Here is a 15943-nt window from a genome sequence, read left to right as displayed (position 1 = left end):
GGTTCACCGCCATGGCGGTCCATGAGCTGTCCGCCGGGGCCGATCTCGTCGCCCTGGCGCGGCGGTTTCCCGAACGCTATCCCCATCTGCTGGAGTCGGCCCTGATCGGGCAGGCTCCAGCACGTTTCTCGATCCTCTTTGCCTTTCCCGGGCGCACGCTTTCCACTGCTTCGGGGGATGATGTCCTCGCGGCACTGGAGCAGGATCTCTCGTGCTCGCACGCAGCCGATCCGGCGTGGTCTGCATATGCCCATCTGCCGTTTCTCGGCGGCTGGTTCCTGTATGCGGGCTACGAGCTGGCGTGGCGGCTGGAACCGGCCCTGGGGGAGTGTCGGGCCGACCCCTGGCTGCCGGATGCGCTGGTGACGTATTTCCCGGCGGCAGTCATACGCGACCATCACGAGGAGCGCACCTGGTTTGTCGACGAGGCCGCTACGGATGCGCGCCAGCAACAGCTGCTGCGCGACCTGGCGGCGCTGGAGACCGGGGCCGCGATGCAGGCCGCGCCCCTCCCGGAAATGACCCTGGAGGAGGAACCGGCGCAACAGTATCTGGATGCGGTCGCGCGGGGTCTTGAATACATCCGGGCCGGCGATACCTTTCAGGTCAACTTGTCGCGCGAATGGCGCGCGACGGCCCAAGTTGAGCTGGATCCGGGCGTGCTGTACGAACGCCTGCGAGGGGCGAACGCCGCTCCGTTTGCGGCCTGGCTGCAGTTGCCCGGCGCCCATGTGATCAGTTCTTCGCCCGAGCGCCTTGTCTCGGTGGACGCCGGAGAGGTGGAAACCCGGCCCATTGCCGGTACCCGCCGGCGCGATTCGGATTCCGAGAAAGATAAGCGTCTTTTCAGTGAGTTGACTTTTAATATTAAAGAACGTGCTGAACACGTGATGCTTGTGGATCTCGAGCGCAATGACATCGGACGCGTGGCCGAGACCGGCAGTGTGCGTGTGGCCGAACTCATGACCATCGAGAGCTATCGGCGCGTACATCACATCGTCTCGAGCATCATCGGGCGCCTGCGCCCGGGAACCCGGACAGGGGATATCCTGCGAGCGGTGTTTCCGGGCGGGACCATCACCGGCTGCCCGAAGATTCGCAGCATGCAGATCATCCAGGAGCTGGAGAGTGCCGCCCCGCGCGGGGCCTACACCGGCAGCTGCGGCTATGTGAGCCGGCACGGGCGCATGGATACCAATATCCTGATCCGGACCCTGGTGGTGCGGGGTCGGGAGCTGCGCTTCCGCGCCGGGGCCGGCATCGTGGCGGATTCCGACCCCCGGCGCGAACTCGAGGAGACGCGGCACAAGGCCCGTGGCCTGATCGAGGCCCTGCAGGCGGCGCCAGGGCAAGACGCATGACGCTGGTCAATGGCGTGGCCGCCGGGACGCTCTCGGCACTGGATCGGGGCGTGCTGCTCGGTGACGGTCTGTTCGAGACCCTGCAAATGCGGAATGGGCGGCCACAACTGTGGCGCTACCATCGCGAACGGCTTGCGCGCGGGCTGCAGTGTCTGGGCTTTCCCGGGCTGGAGGAAGCTGCGGTCCTCGAGGAGCTGGCCCGCGCCACGAACGGAAACACCTGCATGGCGCGGCTCACGATCACCCGCGGGGTGGGGCCGCGGGGCTATGCGCCGCCGTCCGTGCCAGCCATCACGCGTATCGTCAGTGCGGGCCCCGCACGGATGTTTCCCGCGCCCCTCGAAGCGCAACCGCTCATGATGGGCTGGGCCGAGGTCAGCATCGGGGTGAACCCTGCACTGGCCGGGCTCAAGCATACGAGCCGGCTGGAACACGTACTCGCGCGCAGTGGCTGGCACGCCGAGTGGGATGAGGCAGTCCTGCGGGATGCGCTGGGGCGCGTGATCAGTGCAAGCCAGGGCAACCTCTGGCTGCGCGAGGGGCGAACGCTGCTGACCCCGCCGGTGGACGCGGCCGGCATTGCCGGCACCCGACGCGCATGGATACTCGAGCACGCGCGGCAGTTCGGCCTCCGCGTGCATGAGGCCTATCCCGAACCGGCCCGGGTCCGGTCGGCCGATGCGTTGTATGTGAGCAATGCGCGGCTGGGGATCGCCCCGGCGCGCCTGATCGATGCGGACATCCCGGCCGGCACATGGCAGGATGATCCGCTGTATCCAATGGGAATCGCATTGCATGAAGCGGATTAGTCTCGGCTTGCTGGGCCTGGTAGTAGTGCTGGCGCTTGCGGCGGCCTGGTGGCTCAGCGAGCACTACCGCGTACAGCTCGATCGTCCACTGGCGCTCGAGAGCGTCGAGCGATTCCAGCTTGAGTCGGGACAGGGCCTGCGCCAGATCAGCACCACCTTTGTCGAGCGGGGCTGGATCGACTCCGCCTGGGTGCTTGAAGTCTACGGGCGGCGTCAGGGTGTTGCCCCGCGCCTGCAGGCGGGGGAATACGCGGTGACCCCCGGCATGAGCGCGCGCGACCTGGTGCACGCGATGGCCCGCGGGGATGTGGTCCAGCACCGGGTTACCTTCCCGGAGGGCTGGACCGTCCGCCAGGCATTGTCGGCCCTGCGCCAGCACCCGGAACTGATTGCGCCGCCGGAGTCGGTGGGCGTACACAACCTGCCAGAGATCCTGGGGCTGGACGATGTCGAGCACCCGGAGGGCTGGTTCCTTCCCGATACCTACTTCTTCGGTTCCGGCACGGATGCCCTGACGGTGCTGCGACGCGCCCACCAGTCCATGCGGATCCAGCTGGAACAGGCCTGGAAAGACCGCTTGGAGGACCACCCCGTGGAGTCTCCCTACGAGCTGCTGATCCTGGCCTCCATCATCGAACGGGAGACGGGCCGCGGCGACGAGCGTGAACGTGTAGCCGGGGTGTTCGTAAACCGTCTCCAGCGCGGGATGCGGCTGCAGACCGATCCCACCCTGCTGTATGTGCAGGACCCCGGCGTTCAGCGCCTGACGCGGGACGAACTCGACCGCGACCACCCTTACAACACCTACACTCGGGCCGGCCTGCCGCCGACGCCGATTGCCCTGCCCGGGCGCGCAGCCTTGCAGGCTGCCGCACGCCCTGAGGACACCAATGACCTGTTCTTCGTCTCGCGCGGGGATGGCAGTCATCACTTTTCCGAGACCTACCGCGAGCATCGAGAGGCCGTTATCCGCTATCAGCTCGGTGGTGACGGCAGCCGCTATGGCATTCGCAACCGCTGAGGAGGGCGCTACGACATGGAACGCGCGCGCGATCGCGGCCGCTTTCTGGTCCTCGAGGGCATCGAGGGCTCGGGCAAAACCACTCAGATCGAACGTCTGGACGCCACCCTGCGCGATCGCGGCTCGCGTATTCGCTTGACCCGCGAGCCCGGCGGCACGGCCCTGGGCGAGCGATTGCGCGGTCTTCTGCTGGACCCGGACCTCCCCGGCATGTGCCCGGAGTCGGAATTGCTGCTGATGTTTGCGGCCCGCGCGCAACATCTGCAGGAGGTCATCCGGCCGGCACTGCAAGCCGGGGAGTGGGTACTCAGTGATCGCTTCACCGATGCCTCGTTTGCCTACCAGGGCGCGGGGCGTGGGCTCGGTACGGACCGTGTCGCCGAGCTCGAATCCTGGCTACAGGGCGAGATGCGTCCCGACCTCGTGGTCCTGCTGGATATCGAGGCCGGGATCGGACTCGGCCGGGCGGTTCAGCGCGGGCGCCGGGACCGGATCGAACACGAGGCGCTGGATTTCTTCGAACGCGCGCGGGCAGCGTATCTGGAACGCGCGGCCCGGACCCCGGACCGCTATCTGGTCGTGGATGCGAATGCAGACCCGGACACCGTGACCGCACGTATCCTCGACGGCCTGCAAGACCGTCTGCCGATGGCGGGGCTGCAGGGTCAGGACAACTCCCGAATACTGGACGAATAATGGATACGCAGGACACGAGCGAGCGCCTGCCGCCCTGGTTGCAGGCCCCATGGCAAGCCCTGGTTCAGCGCGGACGCGCCAGGCGCCTGCCCACCGGGCTCCTCGTCCACGGTGCCGGGGGCGTGGGAAAGGGGCTGCTGGCCCGGTCTCTGGTGCAGACCCTGCTATGCCAGCAGGCCAAAGGGGCCGATCCACCCTGTGGGGTCTGTAATGCCTGCCGGGGCTTTCTTGGGGGCGTACATCCGGAGGTGATGAGCCTGGAACCGGAAGAGGCGGGCAAGGAGATCCTGATTGCTGCGGCCCGCGACGCCATCGAATTCCTCGGCTTGTCCGGTTCCGGCGAACTGCGCTGTGTGCTGATCCAGCCAGCCGACGCGCTGAACACCAATGCCGCGAATGCGTTGCTGAAGACGCTGGAAGAGCCGCCCGCCGGCGCGATGCTGATCCTGATCGCCGATCAGCCCGCACGCCTGCCCGCGACCATCCGCAGTCGCTGCGAGATGGTCGAGATCCCGACACCCGACGCGGGCGAGGCGGGAGCATGGTTGCGCCGCTTCGCCTCCGCACCCGAGGCCGCGGACGAGGCCTATGCAGCGGCGCTGGGGCGTCCGCTGCTGGCGCGCGAGATTCTGGTTGACCCGCAACGCATGGAACAGTGGCAGCAAGACCGCGAGGCCCTGACGACCCTGCTGCGTGCCCCCGGCGTGACGCCAATGGCCAGCGTCATGCAGCGCAGCCTGCCAGAGTCCCTGATCCCCCGTTTACAGGCCCTGCTGCTCGCCGCGCAGCGCCTGCTGGTTACCGAGCAGGCGGATGCCTTTGGCCGCCAGTTCCCGCGCGATCTGCTGGAGGCGTTTGCGCGCCGGCATGGGCCCCGGCGTCTGGCCGAACTCTCCTCGCGGGCCCATGTCTGGCAGCGCCAGGCAGCGCGCCAGCTCAATCCTCAGCTGCGTCTGGAAGATATCGCCCTCAGTCTCCTCGGACGCAATTCATAAAACATCGGGCCAGGGGGCGTCCGTCAGGCCCGGCAGCGACCTGGCGCGCCACGGGTTTGATGGGCGATACTCCATGGTTGTGACTCCGGCTGAGGAGTACGTTTTCAAGGCACTGGGGAGGTTCTATGGCCGGGCAGGGCATGCTCACCTTGACGATCAAGGAAAAACCCGCGCTTTACGCGGCTTACATGCCGTTCGTCACCAATGGCGGTCTGTTCATCCCGACCGACAAGGTCTACAAGCTGGGGGATCAGGTGTTCCTGCTTTTATCCCTGCTGGACGACTCCGATCGCCTGCCGACACCCTGCACCGTTGTCTGGATCACGCCACCACGTGCCCAAGGCAACCGCCTGCGTGGCATTGGCGTTCAGTTCAACCAGTCGGATAAAGGCATCACCCACCGCCGAATCGAAGAACATCTGGGGACCATGCTGAATTCTGATCGCAAAACCCACACGTTCTAGGGAGACGCTGATTGAATCGCACGTCCGCGCTCGAGTCGCTTTTGCGTGCGTTTAATGCGTGGTGACGGCCGTGCAGTCATTCTGCTTCTGGTGAGCCGTAACGCCGTTCCCGCGCCCGTTTTTGATCAACAACGGGCAGCCTAGCCCCGCTCTCCCAACACGCGCGCTGCTTCAATCAGTGCATCCCAGCGCGGCGTCCAGCTCCTCCAGGGCCTGATCGAGCTGTGCCCGTGTCAGGTAGAAATGCGGCGCAAAGCGAATCCCGCCACCGCGCAGGGCGCAGAGGATGCCGCGACCCTGCAGGCGTGCATACAGCCCTTCGAGGTCCTGCACCGGCGGGCGAAAGGTCAGGATGCCGGCCCGGCGTCCGGGTGGTGTCAGAATCTCGCAGCCGCGCGCCCGCAGCCCGTCCGCAAGATACAGCCAGTGTTCGCGGATCTCGTGGTCAATCGTGTCCAGGCCGGTTTCCAGTAACAACCCCAGGCTTGCATTCAGGGCATGGATCCCCAGCAGGTTTGGGCTCCCGGGTTCAAAGCGACGGGCGCTGGTAGCCGGCGCAATGCCCGGATTGGCGAAATCACCGGCGTGCGCCAGCATGTTCCAGCCGTATTCCTGCAGCGTAAGCTGCTCGCGGACCTCGGGGTTCACGTAGAACACTCCAATGCCCTCGGGACCGAGCATCCATTTGTGGGCGTCCGCCATCACGAAATCGGCATCGCAGCCCTGTGCATCAAAGGGCAGAACGCCCAGATGCTGAATCGCGTCCACGCAGAACAGGATGCCGCGAGCCCGCAATTCCACACCGAGGGCCTGCACGTCGATACGCATACCGGAGTCGTAGCGCACGGCGCTGGTGGCCAGCAGCCGTGTCCGGGAATCGCAGGCGGCCAGCAGCGCGGGTTCGGGTTCAGCGTCTACCGGCACCTCCCGGGCCTCAATGCCATAGCGGCGCGCCGCCTCCAGCCAGACCACGCGGTTGGACGGAAACTCCCCGGCGGGAAACACCACGTTGTCACCAGGCTTCCAGTCCAGTCCGAATGCCACCATCGACAGGGCCTCGGAGGTATTCTTCACAAACGCAATATCGGACGCTGCAGGCGCCCCGATCAAGCTGCGCGCCAGTTCACGCGTGGCCTCCATATGGCGCAGCCACGTCGGGTAGTCACGCGAACCATGGACTACATTCTCGCGCGCGAACCGGCATACCGCGTCTTCGGTCCTGCGTGGCCAGGGGCCTACCGCGGCGTGGTTGAGATGGATGATCCCATCCTGGGGAAATTCCGGGTGCATGGCGGTCCTCCTCAAGTGGGGGCGAAGGGTACCCGGTTCCTTCGAGGTTGAGAACACCTGCCAACGCGACGCGCGGCCGCATGCTTTTGGCACAATACGCGGCATGGACAACGACACCCTGAAAAGACGCGACCTGCGGGCCCTCTGGCATCCGTGCACCCAAATGAAGGACTACGGGGAGGAGGGCACGTTGCCACTTCTTCCCATACAGCGCGGGGAGGGCGTCTGGCTGTACGACTTCGACGGCAACCGCTATCTGGACGCCATCAGCTCCTGGTGGGTCAATCTGTTCGGTCATGCCAACCCGCGTATCGGCGATGCCGTGAAGGATCAGCTCGACCGACTGGAACATGTGATCCTGGCCGGTTGTACCCACGAACCGGTCGTGGAGCTCTGCGAGCGTCTGATCGACATCACCCCCGAAGGCCTCGATCGGGTATTCCTGGCCGACAACGGCAGCGCCGGCGTTGAGGTGGCGCTGAAGATGAGCTTTCACTACTGGCGCAACTGTGGCCAGAACCAGAAGACCCGCTTTATTCGTCTGTCCAACAGCTATCACGGCGAGACCCTGGGTGCGCTGTCCGTCAGCGACGTACCGCTCTACAGCGCGACCTACGAACCGCTGATGCTGGATGTGATCACCGTACCCGCACCGGACTGTTTTGAACGCGAGGCGGGTGAAACCTGCGCGGATGTCGCCCGCCGCCAGTTCCAGCACATGGAAACGGCGCTTGAACAACACGCCGACGAAGTCTGCGCCGTCATCGTTGAGCCACTGGTCCAGTGTGCCGGCCACATGCGCATGTACGACCCCGAATACCTGCGTCTGCTGCGCAGGGCGTGCGACCATCATGGCGTGCACCTGATTGCCGACGAGATCGCGGTGGGGTTTGGCCGTACCGGGACGCTCTTCGCCTGCGAACAGGGGCCGATCACGCCCGACTTCCTGTGCCTGTCAAAGGGGCTTACCGGCGGCTATCTCCCGATGGCCGCGGTCCTGACCACGGAGACGATCTACCAGGCGTTCTATGACGATTATGAGCGTCTGAACATGTTCCTGCATTCCCATTCCTACACCGGGAACCCGCTGGCCTGCCGGGCGGCACTGGCCACTCTGGATATCTTCGATTCCGATCCAGTTATTAAACGTAATCAAGAGCTTGCCCAGCATATCGCGACAAGACTTGAACCATTGCGCGAGCATCCTCATGTGGCTGATGTGCGCCAGCACGGGATGATTGCCGCCGTGGAACTGGTCCAGGACAAGTCCAGCCGGACGCCGTATCCCTGGCAGGAACGTCGCGGGCTCCATATCTATCGACACGGCCTGAGGCGCGGGGCGTTGCTGCGTCCGCTCGGCAATGTGAGCTATCTGATGCCGCCGTATGTCATCACCGAGGAGCAGATCGACTTTCTGGTCGAGGTCATGACCGAAGGCATCGAGCACGCCGTACGAGCATGATCGGCGATCCGCCGATGCATGCTTCCGAGTCTGTGTGCAGTGCCACGAGCGCAGGTACGCGCTGGTGTCCTTGCGCGCACAGGCACAGGATCATCGCCACAGCTCAGATAATCCGAATCCTTGATCGGATCGGTCGCGCCGTCCCGCAGCATTATTCGCGACGGTCATCCGTGCGACCAACGCGCCTTGCTCATACACCATCACACAAGGGCAAATCGAGCGCGGGCATGAACCTTCGGCCGTGTTTCCCACAAGGGTTTCGAATACACGCGCCCGAATCATAAGGTTTCATCAACGAACGGTGCCGACGCACCATGCCATAACGCCCAACGGATAACGTCGCATAATACATATTATGTTAAAGACGGGATGTGCGTAACGATACGGGTGGCACCCAGGCCGCCACTTCTCGGCAGTCGTCTGCGTGCGGCGCATGCCCTTTCGATGACGGAATACGCGCCCGTGCGGGGCCCGCGGCGCGCTCGGCTCAGGAGAGCCTGTGGATCACGTGGGTCAGTACCTGCTTGACCTTGGCCATGCCCACATTCAGGTTCTCGGCGATGTCGTCCATGGTGATCTCGCCCGCCGAGCGTCCGGCGGCCCAGTTGGCAATGACGGCGCAACAGGCGTAGTTCAGCCCGAGTTCGCGCGCAAGCGCCGTTTCCGGCATCCCGGTCATGCCGACGAGATCGCAGCCGTCGCGCTCCAGACGGTCGATTTCCGCCGCAGTCTCCAGACGCGGACCCTGGGTCGCGCCATAGGTCCCGTGGTCGACAGCATCCAGTTCCAGTTCGTCCACGGCCCGTAGCAGCGTTTCGCGCACGGCCGGGTGGTAAGGCCAGGTCATGTCGATGTGCGTGACCCCTTCCAGATCACCCCCTTCGAAAAAGGTGCTGGCGCGTGCCCAGGTGTAGTCAATGATCTGATCGGGAATGGCGATCAGACCTGGCCGCATGGCCTCGGTAATACCGCCGACCGCCGCTACCGCGATCACGTTGTCCACCCCGGCGTGCTTGAGCGCCCAGATGTTCGCGCGGTAATTCACCTGATGCGGCGGAATTGTGTGTCGGGCCCCGTGCCGCGGCAGAAACACGATTTCGGTATCGTGCAGATGACCGAACACCAGCGGCCCTGAGGGCTCGCCATACGGCGTGTGCATCACCTGGCGTCGAGTAATCTCCAGGTCCTTCAACTGGGTCAGGCCGGTACCGCCAATGATGGCAAGTCGCGGGGTCGACATATCGAAATCTCTCAATGGTCCGCTGGATCAATGGCCCGCGACCGCAAAGATGCCGGGTGCGTTCCGAAGGTAGTCCTGGTAGTCCATGCCGTAACCGAATACATAGCGATCAGGCACTTCCAGCGCGGCAAAGTCCACGGTGATTGCCGGATCGCGCTGCGGATTGTCCTTCTCGACAAGGACGATGGAATACACGCGTGCCGCGCCCTGCTCCCGGCAGAAGGTGTGGATACCGTCGAGGGTAATCCCGCCGTCGAGGATGTCATCCACAATCACCACCGTGCGGCCCGCCAGGGGCGTCTGCGGCCGGGCCAACCAGTGCAGCTGCTCGCCGCCCCGGGTGCCGCCGCGGTAGCGGGTCGCATGCAGGTAGTCCACCTGCATCGGGAAGGACCAGCGTGTCAGCAGCCCGCCCAGGAGCACCACCCCTCCGTTCATTACGCCGAGTACCAACGGGTTGCAGTCCTTCAGCTCCGCCGCCGTGCGTTCGGCCAGTCGATCTATCGCGGTTTCAACCGCATCGCGACTGAAAAGGCAGTCGGCATCACGCAGTGTTGCTCGGGCCTGTTCGGGGTTCATGGCCTGTCCTGAGAGGAGGATGCGGGAATCATGTGCGAGCGGACCGAAGTGCGCAAGGCGCCGGGTTCCGACCCCCACAAACGCAACCGGCCGGCACAAGGGCCGGCCGGCTGGCAAACAACACGTCGACCTTAGTAGGTGAAGGTCACGGTGTCATCGTCCATCGCCTCGGAGATCACGTAGGCACCGCCCACGGTCTCGTCGACTTCCGGAATCAGGTCGTTGCCCCAGAGATCCAGGGTCGGGGTGCAGACCTTCATCGCAACGCCGGCTTCGTGGGCGTCCTTGATGAAGTCATAGACGCTCTTGCTGGAGCCTTCCTGCACAAACAGGTTTTCGGCCACGCCCTTCTTGGCCAGCTCACCGGCACGACCGGTCATGATGACCTCAACGTCGTATTCCATCGCGGCGGCCACGGTGGCCTGGAAGAACGGGGCACCCAGTTCGGACGGGCTGCTCGGGTCGGTGTTGACCATGACGATCAGGAGCTTGTCAGCCATCTTTTAATCTCCAGCTTCGGTGGTGAGTGTGAATATAACCATTGGCTTAGGTGCAAACCGGTCGCGCATTATAGGCGTGTGAGCGAGCGGGCGCCAATGCCCGATGACCATCGGGCCCCGGCGACCATGCACGCACGCCTTCAGGCCGGGGTCGCAGCGGCGGCTGCAAGCCAGTGCTGCAGCTGCGCGCGCAGGGTCTGCAGGCGGCGCGGCCCCGGTTCCAGCGGTCGCATGCGCAAGGCCTCCAGACGGCGCAGCGCTGCGGCATCCAGTCCTTCCGTCGCGCAGGATTCCAGGATCGCATCGGCCTGCTCCGGCTGGTTGCAGATCAGAACCATGTCACAACCAGCGGCCCGAGCCGCAGCGGCACGCTGAGCCGGGCTGCCCAGGGCCTCCGCACCGGCCATGGCCAGGTCATCACTGAGAATGGCGCCGCGAAAGCGCAATTCACGCCGCAGGATGTCCTGCAGCCAGATGCGCGAGAAACCGGCCGGACGGTCGTCGACCTGCGGATACACCACGTGGGCCGGCATGACGGCACCCAGATCCCCCAGCACGGGCCGGAAGGCGGACAGGTCATCGGCCTCAATCTCGGCCAGTGGCCGAGCGTCTACCGGCAACGCGACGTGAGAGTCCGCGGCGACTGCCCCGTGGCCAGGAAAATGCTTGCCGACGCTGGTCATCCCGCCGGCCGCCAGTCCGCGAATGAGTTCGCCGGACAGCCGCGCAATCACGTCCGGGTCATGGTGAAAGGCGCGATCGCCGATCACCTCGCTGACGTCGATATCGCGGTCGAGCACCGGGGTAAAGCTGAAATCGATCCCCGCCTCGCGCAGTTCGAGCGCCAGCAGCTCGCCGACCGCATGGGCCAGCTCGCAGGCCTTGTGGCGGTCATGGTCATCGACCAGTCCCAACTCGCGCATGGGCGGGATACGGGTGAAGCCATCGCGGAGGCGCTGTACGCGCCCACCCTCCTGGTCCACGGCGATCAGGATGCCGGGGCGTTCGGTACGGATGGAGTCGGTCAGCGCCCGCACCTCTTCCGGCGTACCGGCGTTACGGGCGAACAGGATGACCCCGCCGGTGGCGGGGTGGCGAAGGCGTTCGCGGTCTTCGGCCGTCAGTTCAAGCCCGCTCACGTCGAGCATGACGGGGCCAGGGGGCAGTTCCGGGGATGCAGCCATCGGGTTGGGTCTTAGTAGGGCTCCTGCGAGCGATCTGCTCAGGATAGCGAGGCTTCGGGCAGAAAGGCGAGTGCTTTCAGCTTCTCGATGCGGTCGCGCAGGCGCGCGGCCTCCTCGAATTCCAGGTCGCGCGCCTTCTGGAACATCTCCTGCTCCAGCCGTTCGATCTCGCGGGCAGCATTTTCGGGGGCATCGATGTAATCGGCACCCTCCTCCGCTACCTTCTTCTGGCCGCGACGGCGACCGGCGCCCGGCGTGGCATGGCGTGCCTCGAGGATATCCGCGACATTCTTGCGAATGCCTTGCGGAGTGATGCCGTGCGCCTCGTTGTGGGCGATCTGCTTCGCGCGGCGGCGCTCGGTCTCGTCGATCGCCCGCTGCATGGAGCCGGTGACCTTGTCGGCATACAGGATCGCCTTGCCCTTCACATTGCGCGCCGCGCGGCCGATGGTCTGGATGAGCGAACGGTCGGAACGCAGGAAGCCCTCTTTGTCGGCATCGAAGATCGCCACCAGCGAGACCTCGGGCATGTCCAGGCCTTCACGCAGCAGATTGATCCCCACCAGTACGTCGAATTCGCCCAGGCGCAGGTCGCGGATAATCTCCATGCGCTCCACGGTGTCGATGTCGGAGTGCAGGTAACGCACGCGCACACCGTGCTCCGAGAGGTAGTCGGTCAGATCCTCGGCCATGCGCTTGGTCAGCGTGGTGATCAGCACACGCTCGTCGCACTCCACCCGCTCGCGCACCTCGGACAGACAGTCGTCCACCTGGCTGCCGGCCGGACGAACCTCGAGGATCGGGTCCAGGAGTCCGGTAGGCCGGACCACCTGATCCACAATGGCCCCCGCGTGTTCACGTTCATAACTCCCCGGCGTGGCGGATACGTAGATGGTCTGCGGCTGCAGGGCCTCGAACTCCTCAAAGCGCAGCGGGCGGTTGTCCAGCGCCGACGGCAGGCGGAAGCCGAACTCCACCAGGGTCTCCTTGCGCGAGCGGTCGCCCTTGTACATCCCGCCCACCTGCGGGACCGTGACATGCGACTCGTCGATCACCAGCAACGCATCCTTCGGCAGATAGTCGAAGAAGGTCGGGGGCGGCTCGCCAGGGGCCCGGCCGGACAGATAGCGCGAATAGTTCTCGATGCCGTTGCAGTAGCCGATCTCCAGGATCATCTCCAGATCGAACAGCGTGCGTTGCTCCAGGCGTTGGGCCTCTACCAGGCGATCTTCCTTGCGCAGGAAATCCAGCCGTTCCTTGAGCTCGTCCCGGATGTGGTCCACGGCCTCCAGCAAGGTCTCGCGGGGCGTCACGTAATGCGTCTTCGGGTAGATCGTCAGCCGTGGCACCGTGCGCAACTGTTCGCCGGTCAACGGATCGAAGTACGACAGGCGTTCCACCTCGTCGTCGAACAGCTCGATGCGCACCGCCTCCACCTCCGACTCGGCCGGGTGGATGTCGATTACCTCGCCGCGCACCCGATAGGTCGCACGGCGCAGCTCGGCATCGTTGCGGGTGTACTGCAGCTCGGCCAGCCGGCGCAGCAGATCGCGCTGGTCGATGCGGTCACCGCGCTGGATATGCAGCACCATGGACAGATACTTGCGCGGATCCCCCAGGCCGTAGATGGCCGACACCGAGGCGACAATGATCGCGTCGCGCCGTTCCAGCAGGGCGCGCGTCGCAGACAGGCGCATCTGCTCGATATGGTCGTTGATGGACGCGTCCTTCTCGATGTAAGTATCCGACGACGGGACGTAGGCCTCCGGCTGGTAATAGTCGTAATAGGAGACGAAGTACTCCACCGCATTGTTCGGGAAGAACTCCTTGAACTCGCCATACAACTGCGCAGCCAGGGTCTTGTTCGGCGCGAGGATGATCGTCGGACGCTGCAGGTTCTGGATGACGTTGGCAATACTGAATGTCTTGCCGGAACCGGTGACCCCCAGAAGGACCTGGTGGGCCAGACCGGCCTCGATACCATCGGTCAGCTCGCGGATCGCCGTCGGCTGGTCACCGGCGGGCCGATACTGCGAGACCACCTTGAACTGTTCGCCCCCATCTGACTGCACGCCTTATCCTCCGCGCCTGATTTCAGTATTATTTCGCAACCTTTCAGCCCGTTCGCGAGCGGGCCCCACGCAACACAACCCGCAAAAGAGGCCCCGCCTTGGATATCGAGCTCTCCGATCGCGTTCAGCGCATCCAGCCCTCCCCCACCCTGGCCGTGAGCGCGCTGGCCGCGCAACTGCGCGCCGAGGGCCGCGATATCGTTGGTCTGGGTGCCGGCGAGCCGGATTTCGATACACCCGAGCATATCAAGCAGGCCGCGGTGGACGCGCTTGCCCGCGGGGATACCAAGTACACTGCCGTGGACGGTACGCCAGCGTTGAAAGACGCCGTCATCCGCAAATTCGATCGCGATAACCGGCTTTCGTTCGAACGCGACCAGATTCTGGTGTCCTCCGGCGGCAAGCAGAGCATCTTCAACCTCTGCCAGGCCCTGCTGAACCCGGGTGACGAGGTCGTGATCCCGGCACCCTACTGGGTCTCCTACCCCGACATCGCCCTGCTCGCAGGCGCGCGTCCGGTGATCGTCAGCGCCACCCAGGAGGCCGGGTTCCGCATTACCGCCGAACAACTGGCCGCCGCCATCACCCCGAACACCCGCCTGGTGTTCCTGAACAGTCCGTCCAACCCGACCGGCGCCGCCTACTCCGCGGACGAACTGAAGGCCCTGGCCGAGGTACTGCGCCAGCATCCGCGTCTGGTGATCGCCACCGACGACATGTACGAGCACATCCGCTTCGGCGCCACCCCGTTCGTGAACATCGTAAACGTCGCGCCTGATTTGCTCGAACGCACCGTGGTGCTCAATGGCGTCTCCAAGGCCTACGCAATGACCGGTTGGCGCATCGGCTATGCAGCAGGCCCGAAGAACCTGATCGCCGCGATGAAGAAGATCCAGTCGCAGAGCACCTCCAACCCCACATCGATCGCCCAGGCCGGCGCTCAGGCCGCACTGGACGGCGACCAGGGCTGCGTGATCGCCATGTGTTCCGCGTTCGCCGAACGCGCCCGGCATGTCGTCGACGGCTTGAATGCCATCGACGGCATCGAATGCCTGATGCCGGATGGCACCTTCTACTGCTTCCCGCGGGTAACCGGCCTGATGGCGGCCGCAGACATTGACACCGACGTGGCATTGAGCAAACAACTGCTGGACGACGTTGGGGTGGCCCTGGTGCCGGGCAGCGCCTTCGGTGCCCCCGGGCATGTGCGCGTATCCTTCGCCACCAGCATGGACACGCTCGACAAGGCCCTGGAGCGGCTACGCCAGTTCGCCGCAACCCACCGCTAAACGGTGCGGGCGACACCGGCGGAAGATTTTCCTTGACGCCTCCGTCCCGCCCCATTAGGATCTGCGCCCAATTCCCCGGTAGCTCAGTCGGTAGAGCGGGTGACTGTTAATCACTAGGTCGGCGGTTCGAGCCCGTCCCGGGGAGCCAGATAAAACAACGAAAAAGGCCAGCCTTCGGGCTGGCCTTTTTCGTTTGTGTGCCCGGATCTGTACCACTTGACGCTGTGCTATGGCCCTGGACCGGGGAAGTGGACAAAAGCGCTTCTGTGCGCGCCGGCCGAGCTTGAACGTCAGGCTCAGGACCGTTTGGCGGGTCGCGGAACCCCGGATCCCTTCGGTACGCAGGCGCAACGTTGGCGAAACGTCGATTCGATCCGGTTGGTGCTCCGGAGCGTTGGCTCATGCGCGGCCGGAATACCCCGGCGAGGCGAAAGCCAGTGAGCCCGCGTCGTGGTCAAGGAACGACGCGTGACATCTCCCGGACATTATGCCGGATGTGAACGAGCTTACCATTGACATTCCGGAACGAGTGGGTCATGAATCTGACGTTCCTGTCCATTTCTGCCACGTGGCTGCTCATCTGGTGCATGTGCCCGGAGACGCCGCCAAGGTCCCGTTCGATCTCCTGCATCCGGGCGCTAATGGAGGTCATCTGGTCCACGACGATCGGGAGCCTGCCAGCATTCTCCCCGACCTGCTGAAAGTGCAGCTCCATCCCCGTCATGCGATCCTCTATCTCCTCAAGATGCACCAGGGTGCGGTCCATGTTTCGGACCAGAACCCCGATTTCATGGGCCAGTTCGCCGACGAAGTAGAGATTCAAAAGCGCAACCGCCGCGAGTGATGCCACCGTGATCTGCATGAAGCGGTCGGTGCGACGCTCGTGAGCCGCATGCTCCAGCTGAGTCTGCCGGATATCGTCCTCGACGTGCTCCAGGTGCCGGACAATCTTGTCGAGGTGTTTGCTGGAACCGATCATCG

At 64.6% G+C, this 15943-nt stretch carries 15 protein-coding genes and 1 tRNA gene; 9 read left to right on the top strand and 7 right to left on the bottom strand.

Going from position 1 to position 15943, the window contains the following annotated elements; genetic code table 11:
- Positions 1–11: 11 nt before the first annotated feature.
- The 6 genes from G332_RS0106635 to G332_RS0106610 all read left to right on the top strand — a co-directional run bounded on the left by G332_RS0106635 (position 12) and on the right by G332_RS0106610 (position 5346).
- On the top strand, positions 12–1361 hold the full coding sequence (locus tag G332_RS0106635) for an aminodeoxychorismate synthase component I (protein WP_019626221.1): 1350 nt from the start codon (positions 12–14) through the stop codon (positions 1359–1361).
- The gene (gene pabC / locus G332_RS0106630; RefSeq protein ID WP_019626220.1) at positions 1358–2170 is read left to right on the top strand and encodes an aminodeoxychorismate lyase; all 813 of its coding nucleotides are present in this window, start codon (positions 1358–1360) and stop codon (positions 2168–2170) included. Before G332_RS0106635 ends, pabC begins: the two co-directional genes overlap by 4 nt.
- Positions 2157–3191, top strand: a complete 1035-nt coding sequence (gene mltG, locus G332_RS0106625) for an endolytic transglycosylase MltG (protein WP_019626219.1) — start codon at positions 2157–2159, stop codon at positions 3189–3191. Before pabC ends, mltG begins: the two co-directional genes overlap by 14 nt.
- Positions 3192–3206: 15 nt before the next feature.
- Entirely contained in the window at positions 3207–3887 is a 681-nt protein-coding gene (tmk, locus tag G332_RS0106620; RefSeq protein WP_019626218.1) for a dTMP kinase, read from the top strand.
- Positions 3887–4882 carry an AAA family ATPase gene (locus G332_RS0106615; RefSeq protein WP_019626217.1) on the top strand — a complete coding sequence of 332 codons (996 nt, stop codon included), beginning with the start codon at positions 3887–3889 and terminating at the stop codon, positions 4880–4882. The genes tmk and G332_RS0106615 overlap by 1 nt, the downstream gene beginning before the upstream one ends.
- 125 nt (positions 4883–5007) lie before the next feature.
- Positions 5008–5346: a PilZ domain-containing protein gene (locus G332_RS0106610; RefSeq protein WP_019626216.1), complete on the top strand. Its 339-nt coding sequence runs from the start codon at positions 5008–5010 to the stop codon at positions 5344–5346.
- A 171-nt stretch (positions 5347–5517) separates the two neighbouring features.
- On the opposite strand, the gene G332_RS0106605 is transcribed toward G332_RS0106610, so the two are convergent.
- Positions 5518–6636 (bottom strand): aminotransferase class V-fold PLP-dependent enzyme, encoded by a 1119-nt coding sequence (locus tag G332_RS0106605; RefSeq protein ID WP_019626215.1) that lies wholly within the window; start codon positions 6634–6636, stop codon positions 5518–5520.
- A gap of 103 nt (positions 6637–6739) precedes the next feature.
- Between G332_RS0106605 and G332_RS0106600 the strand changes: the two genes are divergently transcribed.
- Entirely contained in the window at positions 6740–8098 is a 1359-nt protein-coding gene (locus tag G332_RS0106600) for an adenosylmethionine--8-amino-7-oxononanoate transaminase (protein ID WP_019626214.1), read from the top strand.
- Between the two features lie 487 nt (positions 8099–8585).
- Here G332_RS0106600 and G332_RS0106595 read toward each other — a convergent pair whose 3' ends face one another.
- The 5 genes from G332_RS0106595 to uvrB form a co-directional block, all read right to left on the bottom strand.
- On the bottom strand, positions 8586–9338 hold the full coding sequence (locus tag G332_RS0106595) for an S-methyl-5'-thioinosine phosphorylase (RefSeq protein ID WP_019626213.1): 753 nt from the start codon (positions 9336–9338) through the stop codon (positions 8586–8588).
- Positions 9339–9365: 27 nt separating this feature from the next.
- Complete coding sequence (locus G332_RS0106590; protein WP_019626212.1) at positions 9366–9917, bottom strand: hypoxanthine-guanine phosphoribosyltransferase; 552 nt, start codon at positions 9915–9917, stop codon at positions 9366–9368.
- Positions 9918–10048: 131 nt separating this feature from the next.
- The gene (locus G332_RS0106585) at positions 10049–10417 is read right to left on the bottom strand and encodes a DsrE/DsrF/DrsH-like family protein (RefSeq protein WP_019626211.1); all 369 of its coding nucleotides are present in this window, start codon (positions 10415–10417) and stop codon (positions 10049–10051) included.
- Between the two features lie 140 nt (positions 10418–10557).
- Entirely contained in the window at positions 10558–11565 is a 1008-nt protein-coding gene (nagZ, locus tag G332_RS0106580) for a beta-N-acetylhexosaminidase (protein WP_019626210.1), read from the bottom strand.
- Between the two features lie 74 nt (positions 11566–11639).
- Positions 11640–13673, bottom strand: a complete 2034-nt coding sequence (gene uvrB, locus G332_RS0106575) for an excinuclease ABC subunit UvrB (protein WP_019626209.1) — start codon at positions 13671–13673, stop codon at positions 11640–11642.
- Between the two features lie 98 nt (positions 13674–13771).
- Here uvrB and G332_RS0106570 point away from each other — a divergent pair, with 98 nt between their 5' ends.
- Together G332_RS0106570 and G332_RS0106565 are read left to right on the top strand one after the other, a co-directional pair.
- Positions 13772–14962, top strand: a complete 1191-nt coding sequence (locus tag G332_RS0106570; RefSeq protein ID WP_019626208.1) for a pyridoxal phosphate-dependent aminotransferase — start codon at positions 13772–13774, stop codon at positions 14960–14962.
- A gap of 72 nt (positions 14963–15034) precedes the next feature.
- Positions 15035–15110: transfer RNA gene (locus G332_RS0106565), tRNA-Asn, on the top strand.
- Positions 15111–15416: 306 nt separating this feature from the next.
- Here the strand turns inward: G332_RS0106565 and G332_RS0106560 are convergent.
- The gene (locus tag G332_RS0106560; RefSeq protein ID WP_019626207.1) at positions 15417–15941 is read right to left on the bottom strand and encodes a hypothetical protein; all 525 of its coding nucleotides are present in this window, start codon (positions 15939–15941) and stop codon (positions 15417–15419) included.
- Positions 15942–15943 lie beyond the last annotated feature (2 nt).

Origin of the sequence: Thioalkalivibrio sp. ALJT, from assembly GCF_000381825.1 — a bacterium.
In the GTDB taxonomy this organism is placed as follows: Bacteria; Pseudomonadota; Gammaproteobacteria; order Ectothiorhodospirales; family Ectothiorhodospiraceae; genus Thioalkalivibrio.
Note: the sequence above shows the minus strand (reverse complement) of the source record. Positions and strands in the feature narration are given on the sequence as shown.